The organism is Lutimonas saemankumensis (assembly GCF_020171465.1).
GTDB classification, from domain to species: Bacteria; Bacteroidota; Bacteroidia; order Flavobacteriales; family Flavobacteriaceae; genus Lutimonas; species Lutimonas saemankumensis.
Genome location: NZ_JAIUZR010000005.1, coordinates 63,697 through 88,279, shown reverse-complemented (window position 1 = coordinate 88,279; position 24,583 = coordinate 63,697). Strand labels below are relative to the sequence as shown.

Below are 24,583 nucleotides of genomic sequence, written 5' to 3'. Positions count from 1 at the left end.
GTACCACACTATAGCCAAATTTAAATTTTTCTTATCTTTAAAAAGGTCTAAAACCCGAAAACCCATGAACCTATCACCAGTAATCGAGCAATTCAATTTCAATGACTTTGATTGTTATTCAGATTTTACAAAGCAAGCAAATCTGGAATGTTCACAGATAAGTAAAGGGGTATTTGAGGGTTCCCTTACACAAGTTATTACACCCAATGTCATATTGAGCCATCATCAAATGAATCAGAAGATCATTCAAGAAGGGACTGGTCTAAAAAATTACCTCACATTTCTTATTCCAGGAAATTTCTATCAGGATTTCATTTGGCGTAATATTCGATTTAAAGGGAATACAATTGGGATTTTAAGAGGTGGGATGGAACATTTTTGCATTAGCCAATCTAATTTTGTAGGAATTCCCGTTTCAATCAAACAGGAATATCTCAATAAATTGGCATTAGATCTCGGGCACCCTAATTTTATTGATGATATTAATCAAGAGGAGTATTTCCATATTTCAGAAAGGAGTGCCAAAATTCTGCAGTTCTGGGTTCTTCATATTTGTCAGAGCCAAATGCTGAACGAACATTTGATTTCATATGAAGTTCCAAAAATGATCATCAGCTCAATTATAAAGAGTGAAAAGAAAAGAGATCTCAGATTCAAAGCCAACAACAGAACCTTTAAAAGAGCCAAAGATTTAATTCACAATGAACCTGAAGATTGCCACACTGTAAAAGAGTTGTGTAATCGGCTGGGCGTTAGTGAAAGGAGCCTTCAATATGCCTTTTCAGAACTTACCGGGGTGTCACCTAAAAAGTACATTCTATTTTATAAAATGAATGAAATCAAACGAAAGATCCAATCAAATCAGTATAATAGATTAATTGATGTCACTCTGGCATTCGGATTTTGGCATTCAGGTCAATTCGCTAAAGATTATAAAAACCTTTTCGGTAAACTACCTTCACAACATCTTCGAAAATCAGTTCAAACTTAAATCACATTATAAATAAAGCTTTCAACTCATAAGTTTCATTCCCTGGTGAGCCATTTTATCTAGATTGGGAGTTGGAGCTCCTCTAAGCTTTCCACTACCATAAACACCCAACTCAGTATAACCAACATCATCTACAAGGATACTAATGATATTAAGTTTCTTCCCATGTTCTTTTTCTAAGGCGCCCAACTTCTTTTGAACTGCCCCTTCATTGGTTTTCCATTTATCCCCAACAATTTCTCCCATTGTAGAAAGTTCAGGATCATGAATAATTTCTTGGGAATACAGATCGCTCGCCTCTAATATCACAAAAGATATCAGAAAGGTTAAGAGACTTATTACTCTCATATTTATTCAAAAATTAGCTTAAAGATTATCAGAGATATCAACAATCGATGTTTGTGGAAGCTTATAAACTTAGGAATTTAATTCAGATACCTATTTTCTAGCCAATTCAGTATCATAAATTATTTTCAGTTTTTTTATTTTGCCCGAGATATTAAATTCAACGATGTCTACTAGGTCAAACTCCACTTTTCGTTGGTTTTTTAGAGTCCATTTGAAGGTAAAATAAAGCGCCAAATCATCTTAATCCTTTGTTCAAATATGTCTTATATGTGAAGAATGGATTTGGACATGCTTTAAAACAAAAAAAAACTCCGTGATAACTGAAGTTTTTCATTAGCTAACTATTTAATAGCCTGTCCGACCTTGGCGGATGAACTCTTAATGTTAACAACACAACTATTGTTTCTTAAAAAAGTTGCGGTCTGGACGGGACTCGACAAGCATAATTCTTTTAACGCCTCAGATTTAAAGTAACATTAAAACAAGCGGAATCGCTTTTGGGGCCCACTCAACTAATGAGGACCATACATTAGCCCCCCAATCTTGATCATTATCTTCTTTCTTCAACTCTGTCATAATACTTTTGGCAAGCTTATCAACATTCTCTTGAAATCCAATATCTTCCAAATATTTTTTAACTTCACTTTTCTTCTTCATATCTGCAAGTTTATTTTTGTCGATTATAACTGCATTTGTTGCTAGGTATGATTCATCATTAATATCATCTATTTTTGTTGTTAGTAATACTTTTTTAGTATTCTTTGCCGAAGCTTTGATTTTATTACTTATTGATTGTAATGTATTATCATCGAATGCAAAACTAACAGAATACTTTTTAGAATCCGCTGCATCTTTATTCATCATTACATCAAAATCGTCTATTACTAAATAAACATTATTAGTTGGAGTCTCTGTAAACTCTGCGTTAACTTTATAAATACCATCCTTGATTTCCATTTGAATAATTTTACGTTTAATTGGAGTTTTAACATAAGAAAAGGATGTTGGTTTCATTGGCTGTCCATTACTGCCATTGCCCGTAATCTCCAAAACATAGGTCCCATATTGAATGTTGGTGTTTCCTGGTATTTTTAGTTCCCATCTATTGTTATCTAGATCGTCTAAAGAATATTCTTTTTTTCCACCATCACCTAACTTCAAAGTGGCTTTTACTTCAGATACTTTACCCGTAGCATCCAAAACTATTTGTTTATCCAAGTTTCCTTTTACCTTTATTGTCTTCGTTCCGTCGTCTAAAGGTTTTATGTAATATTGTTCTCTTTTGTAAATCTGGTATGTATTGTTTTCAAAAATTCTTGCATTTAAATTTGGAGTACTCACATTTCCGAAAAGATAGTAGGTTTTACCTTCCTGTATTTCTGCCTCTCCTTCTGTTGAATCGAAGACAAGTTCTGAATACTTGTTATTATTTAACTGCGTTACAGTTTTATTTATTCTAGCAACAACTGCAGATTCTGGATCGTTCCTTAATCTTAGTGTAAGCTCATCAACGGAAGCTCCGTTATGATTAGTTTTAATCTTAATTCGGGGTTTATTAATATCATCTAAATAATAAATCCTTTCGTCAGATATTTGAACTATAAGTTTAGGATCAGTTTTGAAATTTACATTCATAGTTCGTCTCTTTGTAAATTTAGTAAGCATATTCTCTCCTGAAGCATCATTGATATGCCATTTAACCGCATATTCTATTTGATTAAACCTATCTATATCTGATTTCTTAACTCTGAACTCAATCTGATTATCTTGATTGAACGGTGCTTTGCTTGATTTGATAATGTTTTCAGTACCTGACTCATATATTTGTAACTCTTCAATTTTAGGTTTCAATTCATCACTGTAGGATGAAATTTCATTAACCCAATTAAACTCAAAATAAAAATGATAAATATTGTTCCCATCTCTACTTGGGACTGCATTTTGAACTATGGGTTGATCAAAGTTAATATATCGAATTCCTTCTTGCGCTATTGTAACTGAAGAAAACAGAAATAAAATAAATAAAATGAGGAACTGTTTCATGATCTGAGGGAATTAAGGTTGGTTTATCTCAAAAATAATCAATAATCGTTAACAAAAACTAATGGTTTTCAGGTATTTTTAGTCAGTCCCATTTATTTTAGTCTTTATAAGGCTCTAGTTACGTGAGGTTTATATAGGATATGAATAAAAAATACTCTGACATCAGATTCGAGCTCAACTAATTTTTGTCATTATATTTGGACGTATTGAAGACAGCAATTTATTTAAAAATTAAGAAAACTAGTCCTAACCAGACAAGAATCTAAGATACTACTCTGAATATGCAAGTGCTGCAGCTCATACCAAATTTGTAGTCCGCTCCTTACACCATTAATGGACATGTTATGTCGTCTGATTATTAATCACCTGAAAGTATTTTTGTAGTTAATCGAACAAATAGAAACTATGAGAAAGTATAAAGTATTTCGCATTACATGGAATAAAATTAAATATCTTCCATTCATATTGGGTTTAATAGCTTTTAATGGCTGTGTTTCATTAAAAGAGCCAACCGTCACAAAAGATTCATCTATCAACAACTATCAATATGTTGTGATCCCTGAAACTAGTGATTTAGCTTCAAGCACTGGAAGTGTTTATGGAAATCAATATGGGACATATGGTGGATCCGTAAGCAAAGAAGTAAATCCTGGAGAGGTAATTGAAGGAATACTACTGAAAAAGGGATTTACTACGATGGATCAAGTTCGCCAGGATAAGGTTGATAAAACTTTAATAGTGAAATATGGTGAAAGTGGTAAACGATCAGTCTCATTGGGTCTTGGATACACCTTAGAAGTTACTATAATTCTAATTGACGCTAACACTTATGATACTATTTATTCATGTACAGCAGAAGGTATTGGGTCAACAGAAGCTGATGATATAAGGGAGGCAATCACTCGTTGTCTTGATGGTCTTTAACAAAAAAAACTTATCATGGTCTCGCCTAGACCACAACAATTTACTTTATAACTTTGATTATGATATGCTGATAGCTATTTTTCAATAAAATATACCTTATATCATCCCTTTTCCATCCCAAATCAATGATTTAACCATACTTTTTTAATAAGCATTGACTGCTTCTTGGATGGGATGGAGAAAAGTTAAGGGAGAAAATTATAGCACTTTTAGCTATGTATATATATCTGGAATCAAATCTAAATTGAAAATAAGAGTAAAATTAGTAGGGTTTTGGATTACTTATTAAAAGCTTAACTGCATTATTTTTTTGGCGGATTTGCTTAAAAAGAAATATTGCCACTCAAAAAATAATACACTTTGGAATATTTTTTTGGCAGGTTTACTATATTAAGATCTTTATGTGTCAGAAAAATATCCCTAACCCGAAAGATCATAATTTTCGGCTTCATCAACATGACATTAGTTGTCGCCTAAATGTCTAATTAAGTAAGATAAATTTGTGGTAAATATTAAACAAGTTACTATGACACAGCTTATTTTACCCCTTGAATTTATTGGTCCTTGGCAATGGTTGATTGTAGGGTTATTCTTTTTTTTAATTCCTTATTTGATATATAGAGCTGCAAAAGGATTAATTCGAGAGTTCTTTAAACAAAAGAGCAATAGTAAAGAATGAAGAAGGCAGAAATGCCTGACAAATTATAATTTCCCATAGTGAACCTCTTACTTAATCGTGAGGGGTTTTTTATTCACTTTATTTTTGGATTAATTCATAAAATTCACTGTTCTTTAAGTCTTTAATTGCTTTATCCCATAAAGCTTGTAAATGCCAATTAAGGTCCTGATCTGGATTAATATAGATTTCACTCCTTGTTCCCTTATCACCTTCCTCCTCTTCTTTATTTAGTGCCTCTCTTTGAAGAATAAATTTACCCTCACTGATTAATATAATACATATCATATTATCCTTTTTACCTGTTCTTAAATCTTTAACGTCAAATTCATAAAAAGGGAGGCTTCCCATGTCGTCTAATTCCTTTTTAAATTGTTGTTCTGTTTTGTTCGATGACACCGACTTTTTGTTACTATCATCCTCATTTAGTTGGGATTCAAAAAGAGAAGGATAATACTTATTATCTTTTACGTCCTTCATACTTTCCAAATCAAGATTCAGTAAAAAAGGAATGTCTCTTCCATACTCTGTCTCACTAAATGTTTTCAAACTACTGTACCTGCTATTATTATGCATCCATAATGAAGCTACTGCTCTTTGTAACTTATCTATTTCTTTTTTTAGCTCTTGTATTTGTTTTTCTTCCGTGCTCATGTTATTTTATATTTAAGGTTTAAAAATAGATACAACCTCAACCATTTATTATGACATTAATCAATTAATCCATACCCTCATCAGGGTAAATTTCATATTTACGGTATTCCATAAAATCAATCATAGTAAATTTATTTATTTAGCAAAAACAAAGAAAGTATATGAAAAAGGTATTATTTGTTATGTTACTTGCAATAGCAATATTAAGCTGCACAGAATCGGAATCACCAGAAGAGTCATTAGAATCTAAGATTGAAGGTAAGTGGAAATTTACGAGGTCATTTTTGGTAGAAAATGGTGTAACTTCACAAGAAGTAGTTAATGATGGTACTGATTGCGAACATGATGAAACTATTGAATTTGATGCGACAAATCGAATGACATTGGAATCCTATGATAGTGATGGTTTAGGAAATTGTTCACCTACATTAGAGGTGTACACTTATAGTTATGATGGGATAACTTTAGAAATTCATGAAGAAGGTAGTAAGTTCTCAGTTGTTGTAAACAAAAGGATACTTATTCTTAAATCATTGAGTAACAGTACCGAAAGCAGATACTGGGAAACTCACTTTGAAAGGATTAATTAGAGTGTAGAGCTCGACTCAAAATAAATTAGGAACAGTAAATCAAACTTTCTGTACCAAATTAATTCAAATATCATCCAACCCCTTATTCACCCGACTGAATTTTGAGGTGTTTTTTATTCTCCCACAACAAATGAGCATTATCACGCATCCATTGCTTGACCTCAGAAGGGGAATCATAGTATATTTCCATAATTTGCTCTCGTGACAATCCTTTCATTTCTACCATAACCCAAATTTAATCACTCATGTTACCTTAAAGGTAAGGAATAACCTTACTATTGGTGAGGGTTATCACGCTAAAATATCAAAATGATAGTAATAGTAAGGCTTCCCTGATATTATATACACAGTCTTTGAATTAGTTGAAACCATAACCTTCCAGACCCAAGCTGTATCTCCTTGCTTAAACCCCTCAAAATTTGCTATTACAAGCACTTTGAAGGGACAATAAACCTGAATTAATCTATTGTCCCAACGAACTACTAAAAGACTATAAGGGGAAGAGTATTTAAGTAGTTTAGCCAGATTTTCATTATTCATGCTGAGGAAGTAAAAAGTAGTTATCAGAATCATATTGAAGGTCATTTGCTAAATTTTGTGAAAATTCAAATGCCTGACATTCTCTTTTTAAAAATGAATCAATATATGAGCTTTTCACAGCTCCTGTAAAGAGGTTATATAGATCCCAAAGGTTAATATTCCCATCTTGATCAGAACTGAAATTATGATCTGTAAAATATCCTTTGGAAATGGCATTTATCTGACCATCATTCAAGGCAATAGGAAAGACTCTTTTTCTTTCTGGCAAAGGCAAATACTGATACATTTTCAGCCTACCTAGTAAATGAGCCATCTGCTGAGCACTGAAATAAAATTTACTCAACCTCTCCATATTCCCAAGATGTCTTTGATGGTCATATCCTAGAAATAAGTCTATCATTTGCCTCAAAAGCTCTGAAGTATTACTTGCTCTTAATTCATCTTTAAACCCATCAGTAGATATACATAGATTTGTGCATACCATGTTTTTGAATCCAATGAATACTTTGAATTTCTCCATAGATTTTTTGGAATATAAGTTCTCATGATTATAAGCTCTCACCCCACCAATTGTAAGAGCCAACATATTCCCATTTACATTGTGCTGAACCTCTGGAATCTGAAGCATAAAAGCCATTCTCTCATAGTAAATAGTTTTTTCATGAGGAAGTAGCTCTTTTACAGGTTTTCCAATAGCTGAAGGCACTCTACCTTTCACTATATGAGATACTCTAATGTCAGGGTTCTCCAGATATATATTAGGAAAAACCTTCAAAATAGCCTCCTGAGCAGTTTCAATAAAAGTATGATGACTCATAGTCATTTCATTATCCTTTGAAAAAACAGGAATAATGGTATCATCTCTCAAATGTTTAAGTGATACCTGTTTTGTATTTGCCTCAATAAAATTAGATGTGGATGTAGTTTGATTTAAAGACTCATCAATAATCATTTCTTGTGGTTCCATTTTCAGATGTTTTAATGTTGTTAATAATTTCTTTGTTATCCAGGTATGTGCTTTTAGCCTCTTCAAGCTCTCTTTTTCTTTGAATGAGCTTCTCTCTTATTACACCTTGCTTATTTGGGTATTTGATATAGATATGTCTGAGTCCCTCAAGTGTACTGCACTGACTAATTTCCTTCTCTATGTCCATTGTAAAATCATTTGTAATACCTTTTTGGCACCATTGCTTTAAAATCTTTCCTGTCCCACTGCTTATTACAAACTCAGGCTTATTCATAAATAGCCCAGTCCTGTCTTTTGAAGCAATACATAAATGATTGTCATTGATGAGTTCAAAATTGATGGTAAGTTCATATTCAAACCCTTCTCTAGTTTGTTCCTTTGTACCTAATTTCACAACTTTCATTCTCCCATTTGCATCCTGATCCAATGAAAATTCAGATTTTCTTCTCACTGTAGTTATGATATGACAAGAAGATTGAAGTATACAATCTATAAATGCTTGATGTCTTGGAGTGACCTTTGCCCAATCCTGGAATCTTCCTCCCAGATTTTCATGAATTTGAAGGCATCCTCCCCTCCCATTCCATTCATGAGTTATGGAATCAATAATTATCACTTCCATTTTAGCATTTTCACATGCTTTAATTGCCTGTATATATCTCTCTGGACTGTAAGGTTGACTGAGACTAATTGTGCTAAAATCTCCTAATTCTGAATAAAGATTAATACTTCCATTTTCAGTATCAATTACAGCTATTTTATTCCAGTTATTAGTGATTCCATAAGCAAGCAGTAAGGCTGAATAGCTTTTACCAAATCCAGAGGCACCAGATAGTCCTATTCTTAGTTTTATTTGCTCTTTTTGAGCTTTTTGTAGTTTCATAATGTATTGTATTTAATGTTATTTAAAAGGCATAAAAAAAAGGACCAATACTATATTAGTATAAGTCCTTTAGCTCAGAAGATGAGTAAATATTATATCACCAAATCTTGTTCAATAACCTCTAATTCTTTCTCTTGAATGATATTAGAATTATACTGAATAAGCTTATCCTTGGCATCAAGGTTGGTTGTAAATTCAGTACTTCTATAGATATAAAAACCATCGGAAGTGATATACTTACCGGTACTTGGATTTAACTTAGGATCCTGTCCTTCATACTGTGGTTCAAGTGACTCAGTGATGATAATTTTTCCTTCCATAGGATATGGCTGACCTTCTTTAATGTAAGGACTTAGAATCCTCAAAGCAGCATCATCTAATGTGATAAAAGCAGTTCGCCTTTTTGGAGATAAGTAGCCATTTGTAAGTGTTAACACTTCTTCATCAATTCTAACTTTACCATAATTCTTTTCTACCCCTTCCGAATCCATTTTAGAAAAATAAGTAATTACCTCACCAGTTTCAGGATGAGCTACAACTTTCTGTGTGTTTAATAATGATTTCATAATAAATGTTTTAATCCCAGATTTATTCCAGGTATGTTTTTCTGCCAACTGAGTATGGCATTTCACTAGGAAAAAGGACTACCCCAATCTCCCAATTGCAAAGCAGCGTGGGGGACATTCTAAGGGTTATTCTGGGCTTGAAAAAAATTTTTAAAAAATTTTATTTCATTATTTGTAAGGGTTTTTGAAATTTACAGTTTATAATTGTGTAACCTAATGAATTTTGATGTTTGCTTTTTTTAACATCATACCACTTTTCGACATCAACTGCTTTAGCTGTTGATATTATTTCTAACACATCATATACTTTTTGAATTTCTTTTTTTAAAGATTGATTACTGTAGAATTTACCATTTGTTAGATTTAAAAGTTCTACTATTTTGTCAGTAGAAGATTTGAGTTTATCTACCTTAATTAATTCATTTGAAATATCCTTTTTTCTTAGCTTTAAAGCCCTCATTTTATCTTCACCAAGTATTTCAAACCCATTTTGAATGACTTTATCGAATTTGTCTTTATAAACTTTTGGAAAGCTTGGTGGATTTTCCATTAATCTGAAATAGTCTTCACATTCATCTTTAAATGCTACTCTTTTTCCTACTATTTTTTTATTAATACCCTTGATTTCAACTTTATCATCCTCAATATATACGTAATCAATAGTGTTAATTGTTTTAATACCATCCCTTATAATTTTTGATTTTCCATTATTAGATACATAAAAGGTTTTGTTCAGGGTAGAAAAATTATGCATTTCATTATACAGTGCTAATTCATTAACACAAATATTATCAGCATTTACTCTTAGGTAACTACTTTTGGAGGCATATTCAAAAATCATTTCCTTTTCCATATCACTTCCCTCATGATATTTTTTAACTATGTCTTCAGCCTCCTGTATCTTTGACTTTACGCTACGCTCATATTCATTTTCAGTTATATCACTAAAGAAAGGTGATTTGTTGTAATATAGCCTAACTGTATTTTTATATTTTGTATTTCTAATTCGACCTATAATTTGGGGTAATACTGTAATTATATCAATTTTCGTATGATCTTTGGATCCATCCGTAAGGATAATGGTTTTACCATCTTCATCGTAAATGTCACAACCCTCAAATGCTGTTGCAGTGTAAAAGTTAATCTTTTTGACATGACTATTTATACTTTCTACTTTATATTCTCCATTTAAACCTTTGCTAACTGAATCATTATTATAATTGTTATCTGCACATACAATTCTAATTTGATTGGGATTACTATTCCCCGAGCTTTTAAGTTTATTTATTATTGAAATAATTCCCTTTACGGAGTTTATAAAGATATGTGCATTTCCTTTTTCCCGTCCATCAAGAAATTTGGTAACTATAACAGTTGCCACATCATATATATTTTGATCATATCTACAGAAATTTACATTAACTGGCGTAAGGTTTCCCCAATTAATTTTTTCTTTTGGGATATTCCTTAACTGTGGTAGTTGATATCTATCATCAATGGGGGTAGCTGTTCCGAATACATATGAGCCATATTTATTGTAAGAATCAAGTACAGTCTGTACTGCCTCAGTTCTAAAAGATGCACTGTCCACTAATTTATGAGCTTCATCAATAAGTATTTTCCAATGCATTATGTCTTTCCTCTCTTCCAAAGCCTTCGTTACTTTTCCCAAAGAGTCATATGTTGTTATTATTTTATCTCCTTTAAACTCTATTATTTCATCGTAACTGTTACTGTTTCCGTACACTCCTAATGCATTGATATTATTATACTTACAGTGTTCTAGCTTGTTTTGAATTAAAGCTACAAAAGGCACCGCAATAACATACTTTCTATTATTGGATAATGCTACGGTGGTCATGCCACAACCAGTTGTAACTTTATTTAACATCACATTTTCTGGCAAGTCATCCATAAATTCTGACAAATACCTTTTATTCTGGGCGTTTATTACCCGTTCGTTTGTCACTATTTGTTCATTTATATAAGAATCTTTTTTACTGTTATTTAAGTTAATATTTTCTTTCATGAATACTTTTTAGTTTTTACATTTCCACTATTTGCTCCAACTTCATGATAATGCCTTTTTTTATGGCATAAAACAATAGTTTTAGAGGGATTTTGGAAGAAAAATATTCCAATACTATTATTCAATTATAAATTAGGGTTGAATTTTTGGGAAAGACTTCTGTTAAGAATGGGGAGTCTTAAAATGAGTAAACTCATTTTAAGAATAACGATTAAATATCAAAAATATTGTTTGGATTTCATAGATTATTTCTTGCCAATTCCTTTCCTATCCCTATCCATAAAAAAGGCAATGAATATAAACAAGATCTTTATGTGATATTATTTCTTTGATGAATTGGGATGAGAAAAAACTTATTGGCTATGCCACTTCAGCATTATGATTGATAAGGTCAATTATCTTAACAATTTGTATAACCTGAGAATCATTATCAAAGACTCCAGTAAGACCCTGGTCATTTAGATCTGTAAAAGGAGATTCAAAAAGCATTCCTTTATCAATAGTTCCATTTTTAGATAAGTAATCAATGATTTTTTTGATAAATGTCATTTGATCTGCCTTAAGGTTTCCAACCTGTAAAAATTCTGCAAATGCTTTGTTTAGTGCATCTCTTTCAAGCCCTGTAATGCTTCTTATAAAAGCACCTAAGGGTTTATCTCCATACTGCTTTACAAACTGCTCTTTCGTTCCTGCAACACTCTCTGTAAACAGCATTTTTTCCAATTCATCCAACTCATCTTTGGTGATAGGAACATTATTGGATAGTTTGGTAATAGTCAAATGATTTTTATTCTTTCTGATATAACTTTCAACCCTGTCTTTATAAGATTTCAAACTTACATAGGAAGTGCCTACTGGTTCTCTAGATACAATTCCATCATAGTCTAAATCATCTTCAAAATGGGTGTATACAGACTCTTGTGGTTTTTTATCCAGATACTTAATTAGTTCTCTTAGAGCAACTCTTAATTCATCCAGTTTTTTGACATCAATGGTTTTCCAATACCTTTCAGTCTGCACTTCTCTAATTAGTGGCAGATGGATAGATACCTGCGGGATATTGTCTTTCTTTTGTAATGCGGCAGCTGTCCTAAAGATCTTATTTACATATTTCCCAGTATCAGCTGTACCTATTAGTAGTACCATCTGATAAATCAGAATCAACATGTCAAATCTTCTAGCCAGTTCATCATCTTCTTTAGCTGCTGGTTGCAGATGTGATAAATGTGTATTTATCTCTTGTATATCTCCCTTAGATAAAATCAGCCATTTACTCTTATTACTGTATTCTTTGACATACCTAAGCTCCTTCCTAACAACAAATCTATTCTCATCCAGATTGAGTACTATTTTATGTAGTTCTGTGAGATAGGTATCTCTAATCTCAGCCTCTGAAGGTGTCTTGTCTGATAGATGGGTTATGAGTTGTGATACTTTTAATTTAGCTTCAAATATCTGTTGTAAAAGTGGTTTGGTTTGCTTGGTATTCACACCATCAGGAAACTCATCAAAAAACTCAAAATTCTGACAGTAGTCAAATATTAGAAATTCTTTTTTATCATCTGAAGGACCAAATAAATCAGGACATAATCTGGTTCCTCTTCCAATCATCTGCCAAAACTTTGTTGGACTTTTTACCATTTTAAAAAATACCAGATTCACCACTCTAGGAGCATCTACACCTGTGTCCATCATATCAACAGAAACAGCAATTTGAGGTTCCTGTTCAGCATATGGATCTGTAAATTTTTCTAATAAATCCTGTGCCTTGGTCTCATAATTATCAATGACCCGTAAAAACTTACCTGAATACTCTGGATAGTTTTTGTTGAATCTCTCTTCTATAAATACAGCATGATTATGATTCTTTGCAAAAATGATGGTTTTACCCAGCTTATCCCCTCCACTTACTTTAATTCCATCATTCATCAAATGCTCCAATACTTTATCTACTGTATCTGTATTAAAAAGCCATTTATTGAGTGCTGCGCTGCCTATGGTATCAGGAGCTTCTTCATTAGACGGATCACCAAACTTCTCTTCATATTCCTCTTTTTCTCTCTCTGAGAGTTCAGCATACTTGATTCCCTCACGCTGAAATTTTAAGGGGACACTGATTGATTTGGGTGGCACTAAATAGCCCTGCTCAACAGCTGTAGTAAGCTCATAGGCAAAGGTGGGATTATCATCTTCAATACCAAATAGTGTATAGGTGTTTCTGTCAATATCTTTTTTAGGAGTAGCTGTGAGTCCTATAAGCATGGCATCAAAATACTCAAATATAGCTCTGTATTTCTGATACACACTTCTATGTGCCTCATCAATGATGATAAGATCAAAATGACCTACCCCATAAAACCTCTTATCATCTGTTTTAACTTTATCAATCTTGTTAATGATAGTTGGATAGGTAGAAAACACAAGTCTTGTGCTATTGTCTTCTTTTTCTTTAGTAAGGTCTATTGAGGATAACTCTGGCAGGTGTTCACTAAAGGCATTTTTTGCCTGGGTAACCAGTGCATTTCTATCAGCTAGAAAAAGAACTCTTTTTGCCCAGTTGCATTTGGTAAGCATATCTACAATGGCAGCAGCTGTTCTTGTTTTCCCAGATCCTGTTGCCATCACAAGAAGGCTTTCTCTTCTGGCTCCTCTGAGCTCACCCTTTTTATTATCAACAATAAGATTTTCAGCTATTCTTTTAATAGCCTCAAGTTGATAATCTCTACCAGCTATTTCAGTATCTACTTTAAAGTTTCTAAGGTCCTTTCTGGTAGTTCTCCTATCAATCAGCAGTTGTAATTCATCAAGTGAGTAAAACCCCTGAATTTCTCTATCCACATAAAAAGTATCATCCCATATATGGGTTTCAAAACCATTGGTATAAAAAATAACAGGGCGCTGCCCATGCATCTGCTCTAAACAGTCAGCATATAGTTCTGCCTGATGTCTTCCCTTTCTCGCATCTGCCATTGTTTTTTTAGCCTCTATAGCTGCCAGGGGTTTTCCATCTTTTCCCCAAAGCACATAATCCACATAACCAATTCCTGAAGGATTAGTAGAAAGTGGCATACCTGTGACTTCATATTCTATTTCTCTATCCTGTTCAAGCTTATCCCACCCAGCATCTTTTAATAAAACATCTATATAGAGTTTTCTGGTAACTGACTCAGGAATCAGAATTGGGATGGTCTTATCTGGGTCTTTAACTTTTTCCCTCTCTAACCTTCTCTTTGTAGTCTCTTTTTGTTGCGTCTCAAGCTGCTGTTGCAACTGTTCAATTTTTTCAGCCTGAGCCTCAATTTTAGCCCTTTCCTCTCTGTCTTTTCCCCTTCTGTATTCTAATTGAGCTTCGAGTTCCTGCAAGGCTTTTAAAGTTTCCTTTTGCTCATTGCCATCAGGAATAAGACCCATAGTAAAAGAAGGAATATCTACTTCCTGTTCACTATAATAAATCCCTAAAAAACTTAAAAATCTAAAGAGGTTTTTGATGCTAGCTATAGATTGGTCATGGGTGATAGACTTACCATGCGCTGCATTATTTCCTGTGAGTCTAATCAGGTTTATCTCCCTAAACATGGAGGGTTTAATGATTTCCCTAAAACACTGCTCATGAATTAAACTCGATAGTTTAGTATCATAAGGAAATTCCAATTCTACATCATTCTGATAAAGCCATTGAACTGCCTTTTCCAAAGCACTTCTGGCAATCATAGCACATGCCTTAGGAGAGGTTAAAGTAAGCTGTTCTGCCTCTTTAGCTTCTTTATAGAGTGCAGGGAATTCTTTATGTAGGAATTGGAAGTTGGACATTCTTTATTCTGCTAATATTTTTTGATTCCCAATGTTGATAAATTGACCAAAGGCAAAAAAGGCTTCATCCATTTTCTTAAGATCTGTTTCTCCTGTCCTAGTAACAAACGGTAAATATTCTACAAAGTAAAAATTTAATTTATCTTTCTCATTTATACTTGCATTTATCCCTTCAGTAGATTGATTATTTATAAACCTAAAAGCCCTATGAATATGTTGATCATATATGGGATAGATTTTTGGATTAATAATATGCAACAGAAATATCTTCCAGACTACTGATACATTCTTAAACTCTTTCAAAAATTCATCAATATCAATGTTTTCTTCAGCTTTAAGACTATTAATAATATCCAATTTTTTTATAATCTTAGATTTCAAACTATTGGTCTTGGAAACACTGAGTTTCATCCCATTTTTCCATTCATATAATTGAGTTAGGTCTGATTTTGATAGAATATCATTGTGAATGAACTCATATTTTTCAGAATCATCGTAAGAATAAATATTGCTCCAAAAAGAAATAAAATCAGATAAACTACCTGATCGATTATTTGTAAGAATCGGCAATATTAACCTCATACCAGCTCCCCTTTAAATGCCCTTTGTAAAAGGCTGTTAAATAAATTTTCTGCTTGGGCTAAACTGTCTTGTGCTTGACCTTTTTGAGCTTCTATAACCTTAACTCTTTCAGCAAATTGGTTTTGTTCCTGCATTGAAGGAAGTGGAATTAAAAACTTTCGTATCATATTTAAATGTAAATCAGGAACACCAATCCCTTTTATTGATCTATCTGCTTGACGTTTAATAGCTGGATTCGCCATTGCATCTTTTAAATAGTATGGGTTTATTATTTCTTTGATAGGTTTTATCAATGCTGCACTAACGTAAAGACTAAATTCTCTTTTAACATTCACTATGGCTGGTCTTCCGTAAGTAGCACCTACTTTAGTATATAAAATATCTAAGTATTCAGGATTGCATCTTTTATAATACTTGTCATGGTCCTCTTTGGATATGAATTTACAATTATCAAATTTTAATACCCCTGTGGTAATATCCTTAACAGATATAAACTCTACACCACTTTCTTTATAATCAGGTTTAAAATGCACCCCATCTGTAATTTTTGAGGTTACTTCACCTAGAGTCACAATCTTATATCCTTTAGGATTAGTCACAGGATCCCCAAACATATCAAGAAACAAACTTTGGGTAAGCTCATCATATTTCTTAATCAGTGCTTTAGTTTTTTGTCTATACGCATCTGCAGCATCTAAAATAGCAGCTATCTTTTTTTGTTGGTCTAAGGGAGGGAGGGGGATTTTAAACTTTTTCAAGTCCTTCACATTAAAACCTGGTTGTGCTGATTTATGACTAACTCTCCACATTTGAGATTGAAAGTGTTGAGATTTCATGCACCATAAAACAAACCTTGCGTTAGCAAGGTCAAAATCAAGTGATACTTTACCTATTGATGCAGTTGTATTAGCTAACTTGATATCATCTGGAATGATTGCAACTTTGCCAATTGTTGCTCCTGTCTTGGATATTACAATATCACCTGGATATAAAAAACTTTTAGGATTAGCTTCATTTACTTCCTCTGGAATATAGACCATCTTTGATTTATCTATGTAACCTTCTCTAGAAATATCTGCAACCCTAATATAAGGAATACCATTATCTTGGTACACTTGAGGTTTAATAGATCCATGATCACCATCCCCAATAGGATACTTAGTTTTTGCTCCAATTTTTTCTAATTCAGTATCCCACTTCATCCCAACATCTTTTTTAAAGCCTCCAATGCCTCATTTCTCTCTCTATCCAAAGTTTCAATCTGCTCTATGATGACTTTTGGCGGGTCATACTCTATTTCTTCATAGACGATTTCTTTATACCTATTGATGGATAAATCCCAATCATTTTCTTTGATCTCATCAAAAGGCACTAAGAAACTTTTGTCAGTTCTTGCTCTTGATGATTCCTCATCCATATTATGATATCTAGAAAGAATATCGGGTATGTCATTTTCTTTGATTTCATTTCTTTTATCATCCAAACTATAACCATCAGCCTGCATGTCATAGAACCAAACTTTATCAGTACCTCCAGTACCTGTTTTGGTAAAAAATAGCACCGCTGTACTTACTCCTGCATAAGGTTTAAATACCCCACTTGGCATAGAAATAACCGCATCTAGTTTATGGTTTTCAATGATTTCCTGTCTAATTTGCTTATGGGCTTTAGAGCTTCCGAATAATACCCCATCAGGCACAATTACTGCACATCTCCCACCTGTTTTAAGCATCCTGAGCATCAATCCTAAAAAGAGCAATTCAGTCTTTTTAGACTTGACGGTTTTAAGTATTGAGCCTTCAACTGCATCATAATCTAATGCCCCTTTAAAAGGTGGATTTGCCAGTATCAAGGTGTATTGATCTCTGATATCTGCGAGACTTTCACTAAGGGCATTGTTTTTAATCAAATTTGGTCCTTCAATACCATGTAATTGTAGGTTCATAGCCCCAATTCTAATCATGGTATCATCAATCTCTACCCCATTAAACATTTCATTATTAAAATGATCTCTAAAGTCTTTATCTAAAAACCAGTCTTCATGATTATCTCTGTAGTATTCCCCTGCTGTTACCAAGAAACCTGCTGTACCAGATGATGGATCACAGATAATATCATCCTTTTTAGGCTTAGCCATATCGACCATCATTCTGATAATATGTCTGGGTGTTCTAAACTGACCATTGGTACCAGCGGATGCAATTTTAGAAAGCATATATTCATAGAGATCACCTTTAGTATCCCTATCTTCCATATTGATCTTATCAATAAGTTGTACCACTTGATCCAGTAGTCTTGGCGTAGCAATAATAAAATTAGCCTTACTCATAAAATCAGCAAATACGCCTGCAGAGTGACCCACCTGTTTCATATGATCAAATACTGTCATATCATCCACCATAGGCTTTACAAACAGTTCAAACATAGACTCAGGATCTTTGTTTTTAAATGAACTCCAACGCAATTCCTTTTGAGCTGACGTGAATATTTCATCTTTAATGGGTATCCCAACCAAATTTGCTTTTTTCTCCTCCAGCAATTGACGCTCATCCAATCTTCTTATAAAAAGTAAATAGGTAAACTGCTCAATAACAGATAGTGGATTAGATATCCCTCCTGTCCAAAAGGCTTCCCATATTTTATCAACTTGCGACTTTAATTCTCCTGTGATCATAATTATATTCTAAGGTAAATTTTGTTTGTAAATCTTCTTTTTCAAACCCCTAAGCTACTTAACTATTGGTTGCTGTGCAATACCTATCAAAAGCTAGAAGTTTTTGTTTAAAATTCAAGGTAATTATAAAAATACCCTATCCTCCTGCGATTGAAATAAAGCAACCAAGTTATATTAAATTAATCATGATTCATTATTGCCTCGAATCATTTTGGTGATTTCAACAATTCCAGAATTAACATTTGAATTTTTATCTCCAATATATCCAGAAGATGTTTGCTCATAAATTGATTTAGCTAGTTGTAACATTAACGTATGTCTAGTCTCTACATCCTCACTGTTAATTGATTCAATAAAAATTTTAAAAGAATCCATTCCATTCTGCCTATGCTTATTCACAGTGGATATATGTCTTCTTATGGAATATTGTTTAAAAGAAAAACTTATAATAAATATGAAAATGGCATAGATTAAAATTTTCGTTAATATATTTCCAATATTATAAATTACAATAGTATTTTCCCCTGGGATTAATTCTTGGGTAGGAAACTTATCATTGAAATTATAAAGGAATAAAAACGTAATAAAAATGACTGAAGTACAGATACCTATAGTTAACCAGATATTTGATGCTTTTCTGTTAATATCTGATTCCCTTTTAAATATTTCCGCATAGTCAGAAACAGTTTCTTTAGATCCTTTTTTTTGAACTTCCCTCAAAATTCTATTAATACTATCTGCGTCAGCTGTTGATTTCTCTCTTAATCTATTTATTTCATCAAAATCAATTGTTCCCGAACTTTTGTCTAAATTCTTAATGGCAGAAAATGTTTCGAAGAAACTGAGTTCATCAGATTTATTGTTAGTCTTTTCCATTAATTCTCTACACCAACCCGTAATTCTAACTATTAATTGTTCCTTTTCTCTAGCTAATTGAGATCCATCCTTTTTTTCTTCTTCTTTTGTAATTGAATTTAAATAAGATGTAAACGTTGCTATATATGCTCTAGACCTGGACTTCAAGGAATCAGGAATTTCATCATTCAATTCAATTATGTGAATCATTTCATCTAACAGATTTTTAATCTCTTTCATTTTTATTATCAGAGAATCCCAACTTTGTTTATTAACAAAATTACCTGGATCAACTTGATCCAATTCTATATTTGAAAATTCTTCGATTGTATACTTTTTTATAGGCTTGTTCATCTTACTTACTACTGATTAAATTTGAATAATCTATAAAAATAGATTATCGTCATAAGATTCAATATGATTTATGTCAATTCCATAGAAAATACCTTCCTAAATGCACAAAGGAGAACCTCTAAGCCTTCTACTATTCTTTTAAAATTTGAATCATTTTAATGCTCCAATTTTGAACTTTTCCATATTTTTCACACAGATCAGTTTTTAAGGTGAAATGCAATTACCGACTTTTTTACCCTATTATCTATCTTAATTAAATTTTTTCCAAAAGAAATAAAGTATGGCATCCCATCTTTATTTGCTGTGTAGGCAATGTATTTATTACCATCATTATAAAATATTTCATGGTATTCTACATTTTTAAACAAATGGACTACTTTGTCATAGTCTGAAAGTATTATCTGAAGAGTGGATTTTGATTTATCGTGTATTAATCTAATGTTTTCTTGAAGAGCACCCTGATATTCTCCTCCATCTGTGCTTTGATACTTATCCATTTTAACTTTTATTGAATAGTCCGAATCATAATATTTAATGGCTTGAGAGTAACTTTTAAATGAGAGTAGCACAACAATACTGACTAATAATGTTTTGAAATTTTTCATAATTGAATAGTGGATTTTTATTTTCGATTTTACTCTTTGCTCAACATTGAAAATGGAATGGCTAAAATTAAATGAGCTAAAGCTATAAAAGCATAGATATTATTCTCTCCAAACATGTTAAACATCCAATATAATTCTGCAAGAAATGGGAGTAATAGAGTCATAATACCTCCTATAAATCCACTTTCCGTGAATGCAATTATCACGGTCCATATATGTGTAATAATAGCAGTAATGGCAAATACTCCATAAAGTGAAACAAAAAGTGCTTTCATGAAAATTTGAATTTAGACTTTATAAGAATCAAAAGTAGCCCTTCAGCATAAAGGTTATTTACGGTAAACAGTAAAACCAGCCATATTTCTATAGCTGGATTTTAGTTAATCATCCCTTATTCTCTTCATCTCCTCACCTACCTTCCTCTGAACAATCTTCCCATAGCTCTGTTGAGTCGTTGCCATCTTAGAATGCCCCAATAATTCAGAAACTACCTCCATAGGTACATTGTTCAATAGCAGTACAGTAGTGGCAAATGTCCTTCTGGCTACATGATGGGTCAGTCTTTTCTCTATCCCAACCAGATCAGCTATTTCCTTGAGGTAGCCATTGAATCTGGCATTACTTGTCACAGGAAGTAACTGATCACTATCTGATTTATACCTCCTCAATAGCTTCTTAGCCTTGGGAAGCAATGGTACTGACAGCTCCTTCTGAGTCTTTTGCCTTTTCATCTTGATCCAATCCTCTCCATCATATCCTTTGACAATATGCTCCTTCTTTAAACTGGTCATTTCCTTAAAGGCAAGACCTGTATAGCAACAGAAAACAAAGCAATCCTTAATGACTTCTAATCTCTTGATTTCAAAAGTTGATTTCTCCAATTTCTTAAGCTCCTCAACAGTTAGAAATACCAACTCTTTTTTGACTGATTTAGCCCTATATAAAAGAAAGGGATCTTTGTCCAGATAGTCATGTCCAATGGCAAATTTCACCACCTTACGCATCCTCTGAATGGCCTTATTTAAGGTGCTTTGTTGAAAGTTTTTGACTGTTCTAAGGTAATAGGCATATTCATTGATAAAGCTCATTTTAAGCCCTCTAAGTGGCTTATCTGACACCTTGTATTGATGCCTGATAAAGTCTTTTAGATGCCGCTGAGACTCCAGGTATTTCTGGTAGGTGACATAGACTATTTCCTTGCCAATAAGCCTTTCCATACGCTCATTATGCAGGTCCCATACCTCCAATATACCCAGCTCCTTTTCTAGGGTTTTACCCTTGTAGGCGTCATAAATATCCTGTACTGTAAATGGTTCTTCTCCAACTTGAAGCATTAAAAAAGCCTTACTGATTTTGTTCTCAATAAGGCTTAGTTGCATGTTGGTAGTTTCTTCCTGATCTGATTGATCAAGAAGTCTCTGTTTATTAGGGTCCCAATGGTCTGGATTAACCCTGATTCCTGTTGAGAAATCCTTGCGTTGTTTGTTGTAGGTAATTCTACACCTGATAGGTGCAAGATTTGTTTTGCTCAGTTCAGTTGACTTAACAGTAAATCTGATGTATAGTTTTAATATTGACATTTCGAATAATTTTAAAGTTAGAATAATTGCGCACCTCGAGAAATTAGCGCACCTCGTAGCGCACCTTGCAAGGGTTAAAAAAGATATATAATGGATTACCCTTCAGAAAGAAGATTATAGTGTCAAACCCTTATTCAATAAAGGGGTTTACATGAAATAGTGAGTAGAGAAAGAGGCATAAAGGTTCATACACCCCCAAAAACAAAAAAACCTCAGATTTCCCTGAAGTTTTTCATTAGCTAACTATTTAAGAGTGAACTCTTAATGTTAACAACACAACTATTGTTTCTTAAAAAAGTTGCGGTCTGGACGGGACTCGAACCCGCGACCCCCTGCGTGACAGGCAGGTATTCTAACCAGCTGAACTACCAAACCGTTGCTATAAAAGCGTCGCTTATTGCTAAGCAGGTGCAAATATAAATTGGTTTTTTGATTTGTCAAAAAGAAATCGATTTTTTTTACAAAAATTTGCTCCTTCTTACCATGTAAGTCGTTAAAATCTGATCAAACCCATCGTGTATATCCACAGGGACATAATCAATTTTATACTGCATACATTTGTATTTAAGCTCTTTAAAATAATTCTCGATCTTTTCTTTATAAGCTTCCTTGATATTCTCGGCAAACAAATTTATTTGCTCACCGGTTTCAACATCAACATACTTTCTGGGGGCATTGTCAAAATCAAAATTAAGTTCTCTCTTCCCATCATAGGTATGAAATAAAACCACCTCATGTTTGTTGTATTTCAAGTGTCTTAAAGCAGCAAAGAGTTCTTCTTCCTTTTTGTCGGACTGTAACATATCGGTAAACAAGAAGATCAGGGATCTTCTGTGTATTTTATCTGCGATTTCATGGAGTACCTTATAGGTATCTGTTGTTTTTGAAGTGCTTTGCATCAAAATTTGCTTCAGCTGTTCAAGTAACATTCTTCGGTGTTTTTCATTTCCTTTGGCCGGCGCAAAATAACGGGTTTCATCATCATAAATACTCAGGCCAAATGCATCACGCTGCCGTTTCAGTATTTCCATCAAAGCTGCTGTAGCAAAAACCGTAAAGCCGATTTTATTATAGTCATCGATTGAGATATTCTGCATTTTGGGATAATGCATGGAGGATGAGTTGTCAATGATAATATGACTCCTTAGGTTGGTTTCTTCTTCGTATCGTTTAATGAATAATTTTTCGGTCTTTGCAAAGAGTTTCCAGTCTATATGCCTTGTGCTTTCGCCCTTATTATAGAGTCTGTGTTCGGCAAATTCTACCGAAAATCCATGGAAAGGGCTTTTATGCATACCTGTGATAAACCCTTCAACCACCTGCTTGGCGAGCAATTCAATATTGGGAATCTCCCTGATCTGACTTAAATCGACTTTGGTCATAGTTCAAAAATAAGCAGAATTGTTTAAAGACAGGGCATAAAAAAAGGTTTGACCTGATGGGTCAAACCTCTAATTTCTTATCGAATCTGTTCTTTTATAAAAGAGCGTTCAGTTTTTCTGTATACACATTCTTTGGTGCAACACCAACTTGCTTATCCGCTACTTCCCCTCCTTTAAAGATTAAGACTGTTGGAATGTTTCTTACACCATATTTGGCAGCAAATTCCTGATGCGCATCAACATCTACCTTGACAATCTTTGCTTTATCGTCAAAATCCTTGTCCAACTCTTCCACGATTGGAGCCAACATTCTACATGGTCCACACCAAGCTGCCCAAAAATCAACCAATACAGGTCTGTCTGAGTTCAACACTACCTCTTCAAAATTAGCATCTGTTACTTCTATTGCCATAATTTTATAGTTTAAATATTTCTTGTCAATTAATTAGAGCACAAAAATATGAAATTATTTTGCCTTTAGGACCAATTAAAAATCTATTTTTCTTATAGTGATATTTAAATTATTGATTCGTTTCAGCCCTTGTTGCCATAAATTCACAAGCCCGGGCCTAAAAAACTTCTTTGGCTATTGCCTTTATATTGTCTGATTTCCCCATAGAATAATAATGAACCACAGGTACTCCGGCTTCAACCAGTTCTTTTGATTGCTGAATCGCCCATTCGATCCCCACCTGTCTGACTGTCTTATTATCCTTACACTTTTCTATTTCGCTGACCAGCGCATCCGGAAGGTCCAAACTAAAGACCTGGGGTAAAACACTTAAATGCCTCTTTACGGCCACAGGTTTAATGCCGGGAATGATCGGCACCTCAATACCCATCGCCCTGGCTGCCTCGACAAACTTAAAATACTTTTGATTGTCAAAGAACATCTGGGTCACTACGTATTCCGCTCCGGCATCCACTTTTTCCTTTAACCTGCGAAGATCAGCCTGCAAACTTGGCGACTCCATATGCTTTTCCGGATAACCCGCCACACCAATGCAAAAATCCGCTTTATACGTTGCTTCAATGATATCGTGAAGATAAATTCCTTTATTCAGGTTATTGATCTGGGTAACGAGCTCGGAAGCATATTTGTTTCCTTCGCTGCTTGGCATAAAATAGGCCTCGTCTTTCCGTGCATCTCCTCTCAAAGCCATTACATTGTCTATCCCAAGATAATGACAGTCAACCAATACATATTCCGTTTCTTCTTTTGTAAATCCTCCACATAGAACATGGGGTACGGTATCTACTTGGTACTTGTGCATCAGCGAAGCACAAATACCCACAGTTCCGGGACGCATACGAGTTACCTTACGCTCCAGTAAACCTCCTTCTTTTTTAATGTATACATGCTCTTCACGTGAGGTCGTCACATCAATAAATGGTGGTTTAAACTCCATCAAAGGGTCTATATTGTCATAGAGCTTCTGTATATTCTGCCCCTTCTGAGGGGGTACAATTTCAAAGGAAAATAAACTTTTCCCTTTGGCATTTTTTATATGTTCTGTTACTTTCATTCTT

At 33.6% G+C, this 24,583-nt stretch carries 23 protein-coding genes and 1 tRNA gene; 4 read left to right on the top strand and 20 right to left on the bottom strand.

Annotation, left to right across the window (positions count from 1 at the left end; genetic code table 11):
- Positions 1–64 precede the first annotated feature (64 nt).
- Positions 65–991 carry an AraC family transcriptional regulator gene (locus LCM02_RS12420; RefSeq protein ID WP_224930482.1) on the top strand — a complete coding sequence of 309 codons (927 nt, stop codon included), beginning with the start codon at positions 65–67 and terminating at the stop codon, positions 989–991.
- Positions 992–1,012: 21 nt separating this feature from the next.
- Here LCM02_RS12420 and LCM02_RS12415 read toward each other — a convergent pair whose 3' ends face one another.
- Both LCM02_RS12415 and LCM02_RS12410 read right to left on the bottom strand, forming a co-directional pair.
- Positions 1,013–1,339: a hypothetical protein gene (locus LCM02_RS12415; RefSeq protein WP_224930475.1), complete on the bottom strand. Its 327-nt coding sequence runs from the start codon at positions 1,337–1,339 to the stop codon at positions 1,013–1,015.
- A 465-nt stretch (positions 1,340–1,804) separates the two neighbouring features.
- On the bottom strand, positions 1,805–3,382 hold the full coding sequence (locus LCM02_RS12410) for a hypothetical protein (RefSeq protein WP_224930471.1): 1,578 nt from the start codon (positions 3,380–3,382) through the stop codon (positions 1,805–1,807).
- Between the two features lie 405 nt (positions 3,383–3,787).
- On the opposite strand from LCM02_RS12410, the gene LCM02_RS12405 reads away from it, so the two are divergent.
- Positions 3,788–4,306, top strand: coding sequence for a hypothetical protein (locus tag LCM02_RS12405; protein ID WP_224930467.1), 519 nt, complete (start codon positions 3,788–3,790; stop codon positions 4,304–4,306).
- Between the two features lie 526 nt (positions 4,307–4,832).
- Positions 4,833–4,985, top strand: coding sequence for a hypothetical protein (locus LCM02_RS12400; RefSeq protein ID WP_224930465.1), 153 nt, complete (start codon positions 4,833–4,835; stop codon positions 4,983–4,985).
- A 78-nt stretch (positions 4,986–5,063) separates the two neighbouring features.
- Here LCM02_RS12400 and LCM02_RS12395 read toward each other — a convergent pair whose 3' ends face one another.
- Positions 5,064–5,636, bottom strand: coding sequence for a hypothetical protein (locus LCM02_RS12395; RefSeq protein WP_224930462.1), 573 nt, complete (start codon positions 5,634–5,636; stop codon positions 5,064–5,066).
- Positions 5,637–5,797: 161 nt separating this feature from the next.
- Here LCM02_RS12395 and LCM02_RS12390 point away from each other — a divergent pair, with 161 nt between their 5' ends.
- Complete coding sequence (locus LCM02_RS12390; RefSeq protein WP_224930456.1) at positions 5,798–6,226, top strand: lipocalin-like domain-containing protein; 429 nt, start codon at positions 5,798–5,800, stop codon at positions 6,224–6,226.
- Between the two features lie 82 nt (positions 6,227–6,308).
- Here LCM02_RS12390 and LCM02_RS12385 read toward each other — a convergent pair whose 3' ends face one another.
- The 17 genes from LCM02_RS12385 to metF all read right to left on the bottom strand — a co-directional run bounded on the left by LCM02_RS12385 (position 6,309) and on the right by metF (position 24,579).
- Positions 6,309–6,452 carry a hypothetical protein gene (locus LCM02_RS12385; RefSeq protein WP_224930434.1) on the bottom strand — a complete coding sequence of 48 codons (144 nt, stop codon included), beginning with the start codon at positions 6,450–6,452 and terminating at the stop codon, positions 6,309–6,311.
- Between the two features lie 306 nt (positions 6,453–6,758).
- Positions 6,759–7,733 carry a DUF3871 family protein gene (locus LCM02_RS12380; protein ID WP_224930431.1) on the bottom strand — a complete coding sequence of 325 codons (975 nt, stop codon included), beginning with the start codon at positions 7,731–7,733 and terminating at the stop codon, positions 6,759–6,761.
- Entirely contained in the window at positions 7,708–8,616 is a 909-nt protein-coding gene (locus LCM02_RS12375; protein ID WP_224930427.1) for an AAA family ATPase, read from the bottom strand. Before LCM02_RS12375 ends, LCM02_RS12380 begins: the two co-directional genes overlap by 26 nt.
- A 92-nt stretch (positions 8,617–8,708) precedes the next feature.
- Positions 8,709–9,182, bottom strand: coding sequence for a hypothetical protein (locus LCM02_RS12370; RefSeq protein ID WP_224930423.1), 474 nt, complete (start codon positions 9,180–9,182; stop codon positions 8,709–8,711).
- Between the two features lie 160 nt (positions 9,183–9,342).
- Complete coding sequence (locus LCM02_RS12365; RefSeq protein WP_224930420.1) at positions 9,343–11,211, bottom strand: DEAD/DEAH box helicase family protein; 1,869 nt, start codon at positions 11,209–11,211, stop codon at positions 9,343–9,345.
- A 360-nt stretch (positions 11,212–11,571) separates the two neighbouring features.
- Entirely contained in the window at positions 11,572–15,021 is a 3,450-nt protein-coding gene (locus LCM02_RS12360) for a DEAD/DEAH box helicase family protein (RefSeq protein ID WP_224930416.1), read from the bottom strand.
- A gap of 3 nt (positions 15,022–15,024) precedes the next feature.
- A complete protein-coding gene (locus LCM02_RS12355; protein WP_224930413.1) occupies positions 15,025–15,603 on the bottom strand; it encodes a hypothetical protein in 579 nt (192 codons plus the stop codon).
- Positions 15,600–16,805, bottom strand: coding sequence for a restriction endonuclease subunit S (locus LCM02_RS12350; protein WP_224930410.1), 1,206 nt, complete (start codon positions 16,803–16,805; stop codon positions 15,600–15,602). Before LCM02_RS12350 ends, LCM02_RS12355 begins: the two co-directional genes overlap by 4 nt.
- Positions 16,802–18,277: a type I restriction-modification system subunit M gene (locus tag LCM02_RS12345; RefSeq protein ID WP_224930407.1), complete on the bottom strand. Its 1,476-nt coding sequence runs from the start codon at positions 18,275–18,277 to the stop codon at positions 16,802–16,804. Before LCM02_RS12345 ends, LCM02_RS12350 begins: the two co-directional genes overlap by 4 nt.
- 183 nt (positions 18,278–18,460) lie before the next feature.
- The gene (locus LCM02_RS12340) at positions 18,461–19,486 is read right to left on the bottom strand and encodes a hypothetical protein (RefSeq protein ID WP_224930404.1); all 1,026 of its coding nucleotides are present in this window, start codon (positions 19,484–19,486) and stop codon (positions 18,461–18,463) included.
- Between the two features lie 197 nt (positions 19,487–19,683).
- Complete coding sequence (locus tag LCM02_RS12335) at positions 19,684–20,091, bottom strand: hypothetical protein (RefSeq protein WP_224930401.1); 408 nt, start codon at positions 20,089–20,091, stop codon at positions 19,684–19,686.
- Positions 20,092–20,120: 29 nt separating this feature from the next.
- Positions 20,121–20,366: a hypothetical protein gene (locus LCM02_RS12330; RefSeq protein ID WP_224930398.1), complete on the bottom strand. Its 246-nt coding sequence runs from the start codon at positions 20,364–20,366 to the stop codon at positions 20,121–20,123.
- Positions 20,367–20,471: 105 nt separating this feature from the next.
- Complete coding sequence (locus LCM02_RS12325; RefSeq protein ID WP_224930396.1) at positions 20,472–21,671, bottom strand: site-specific integrase; 1,200 nt, start codon at positions 21,669–21,671, stop codon at positions 20,472–20,474.
- Between the two features lie 301 nt (positions 21,672–21,972).
- Positions 21,973–22,046, bottom strand: a tRNA-Asp gene (locus LCM02_RS12320).
- A gap of 83 nt (positions 22,047–22,129) precedes the next feature.
- A complete protein-coding gene (locus LCM02_RS12315) occupies positions 22,130–23,053 on the bottom strand; it encodes a DUF58 domain-containing protein (protein ID WP_224930393.1) in 924 nt (307 codons plus the stop codon).
- A gap of 94 nt (positions 23,054–23,147) precedes the next feature.
- Entirely contained in the window at positions 23,148–23,465 is a 318-nt protein-coding gene (gene trxA / locus LCM02_RS12310; RefSeq protein WP_224930389.1) for a thioredoxin, read from the bottom strand.
- Positions 23,466–23,622: 157 nt separating this feature from the next.
- Positions 23,623–24,579, bottom strand: a complete 957-nt coding sequence (gene metF, locus LCM02_RS12305) for a methylenetetrahydrofolate reductase [NAD(P)H] (RefSeq protein WP_224931460.1) — start codon at positions 24,577–24,579, stop codon at positions 23,623–23,625.
- Positions 24,580–24,583: the final 4 nt, after the last annotated feature.

Coding starts and splice junctions, on each gene's coding strand:
- LCM02_RS12420 (WP_224930482.1), top strand. CDS start 65: ATGAACCTATCACCAGTAATCGAGCAATTCAATTTCAATGACTTTGAT.
- LCM02_RS12415 (WP_224930475.1), bottom strand. CDS start 1,339: ATGAGAGTAATAAGTCTCTTAACCTTTCTGATATCTTTTGTGATATTA.
- LCM02_RS12410 (WP_224930471.1), bottom strand. CDS start 3,382: ATGAAACAGTTCCTCATTTTATTTATTTTATTTCTGTTTTCTTCAGTT.
- LCM02_RS12405 (WP_224930467.1), top strand. CDS start 3,788: ATGAGAAAGTATAAAGTATTTCGCATTACATGGAATAAAATTAAATAT.
- LCM02_RS12400 (WP_224930465.1), top strand. CDS start 4,833: ATGACACAGCTTATTTTACCCCTTGAATTTATTGGTCCTTGGCAATGG.
- LCM02_RS12395 (WP_224930462.1), bottom strand. CDS start 5,636: ATGAGCACGGAAGAAAAACAAATACAAGAGCTAAAAAAAGAAATAGAT.
- LCM02_RS12390 (WP_224930456.1), top strand. CDS start 5,798: ATGAAAAAGGTATTATTTGTTATGTTACTTGCAATAGCAATATTAAGC.
- LCM02_RS12385 (WP_224930434.1), bottom strand. CDS start 6,452: ATGGTAGAAATGAAAGGATTGTCACGAGAGCAAATTATGGAAATATAC.
- LCM02_RS12380 (WP_224930431.1), bottom strand. CDS start 7,733: ATGGAACCACAAGAAATGATTATTGATGAGTCTTTAAATCAAACTACA.
- LCM02_RS12375 (WP_224930427.1), bottom strand. CDS start 8,616: ATGAAACTACAAAAAGCTCAAAAAGAGCAAATAAAACTAAGAATAGGA.
- LCM02_RS12370 (WP_224930423.1), bottom strand. CDS start 9,182: ATGAAATCATTATTAAACACACAGAAAGTTGTAGCTCATCCTGAAACT.
- LCM02_RS12365 (WP_224930420.1), bottom strand. CDS start 11,211: ATGAAAGAAAATATTAACTTAAATAACAGTAAAAAAGATTCTTATATA.
- LCM02_RS12360 (WP_224930416.1), bottom strand. CDS start 15,021: ATGTCCAACTTCCAATTCCTACATAAAGAATTCCCTGCACTCTATAAA.
- LCM02_RS12355 (WP_224930413.1), bottom strand. CDS start 15,603: ATGAGGTTAATATTGCCGATTCTTACAAATAATCGATCAGGTAGTTTA.
- LCM02_RS12350 (WP_224930410.1), bottom strand. CDS start 16,805: ATGAAGTGGGATACTGAATTAGAAAAAATTGGAGCAAAAACTAAGTAT.
- LCM02_RS12345 (WP_224930407.1), bottom strand. CDS start 18,277: ATGATCACAGGAGAATTAAAGTCGCAAGTTGATAAAATATGGGAAGCC.
- LCM02_RS12340 (WP_224930404.1), bottom strand. CDS start 19,486: ATGAACAAGCCTATAAAAAAGTATACAATCGAAGAATTTTCAAATATA.
- LCM02_RS12335 (WP_224930401.1), bottom strand. CDS start 20,091: ATGAAAAATTTCAAAACATTATTAGTCAGTATTGTTGTGCTACTCTCA.
- LCM02_RS12330 (WP_224930398.1), bottom strand. CDS start 20,366: ATGAAAGCACTTTTTGTTTCACTTTATGGAGTATTTGCCATTACTGCT.
- LCM02_RS12325 (WP_224930396.1), bottom strand. CDS start 21,671: ATGTCAATATTAAAACTATACATCAGATTTACTGTTAAGTCAACTGAA.
- LCM02_RS12315 (WP_224930393.1), bottom strand. CDS start 23,053: ATGACCAAAGTCGATTTAAGTCAGATCAGGGAGATTCCCAATATTGAA.
- trxA (WP_224930389.1), bottom strand. CDS start 23,465: ATGGCAATAGAAGTAACAGATGCTAATTTTGAAGAGGTAGTGTTGAAC.
- metF (WP_224931460.1), bottom strand. CDS start 24,579: ATGAAAGTAACAGAACATATAAAAAATGCCAAAGGGAAAAGTTTATTT.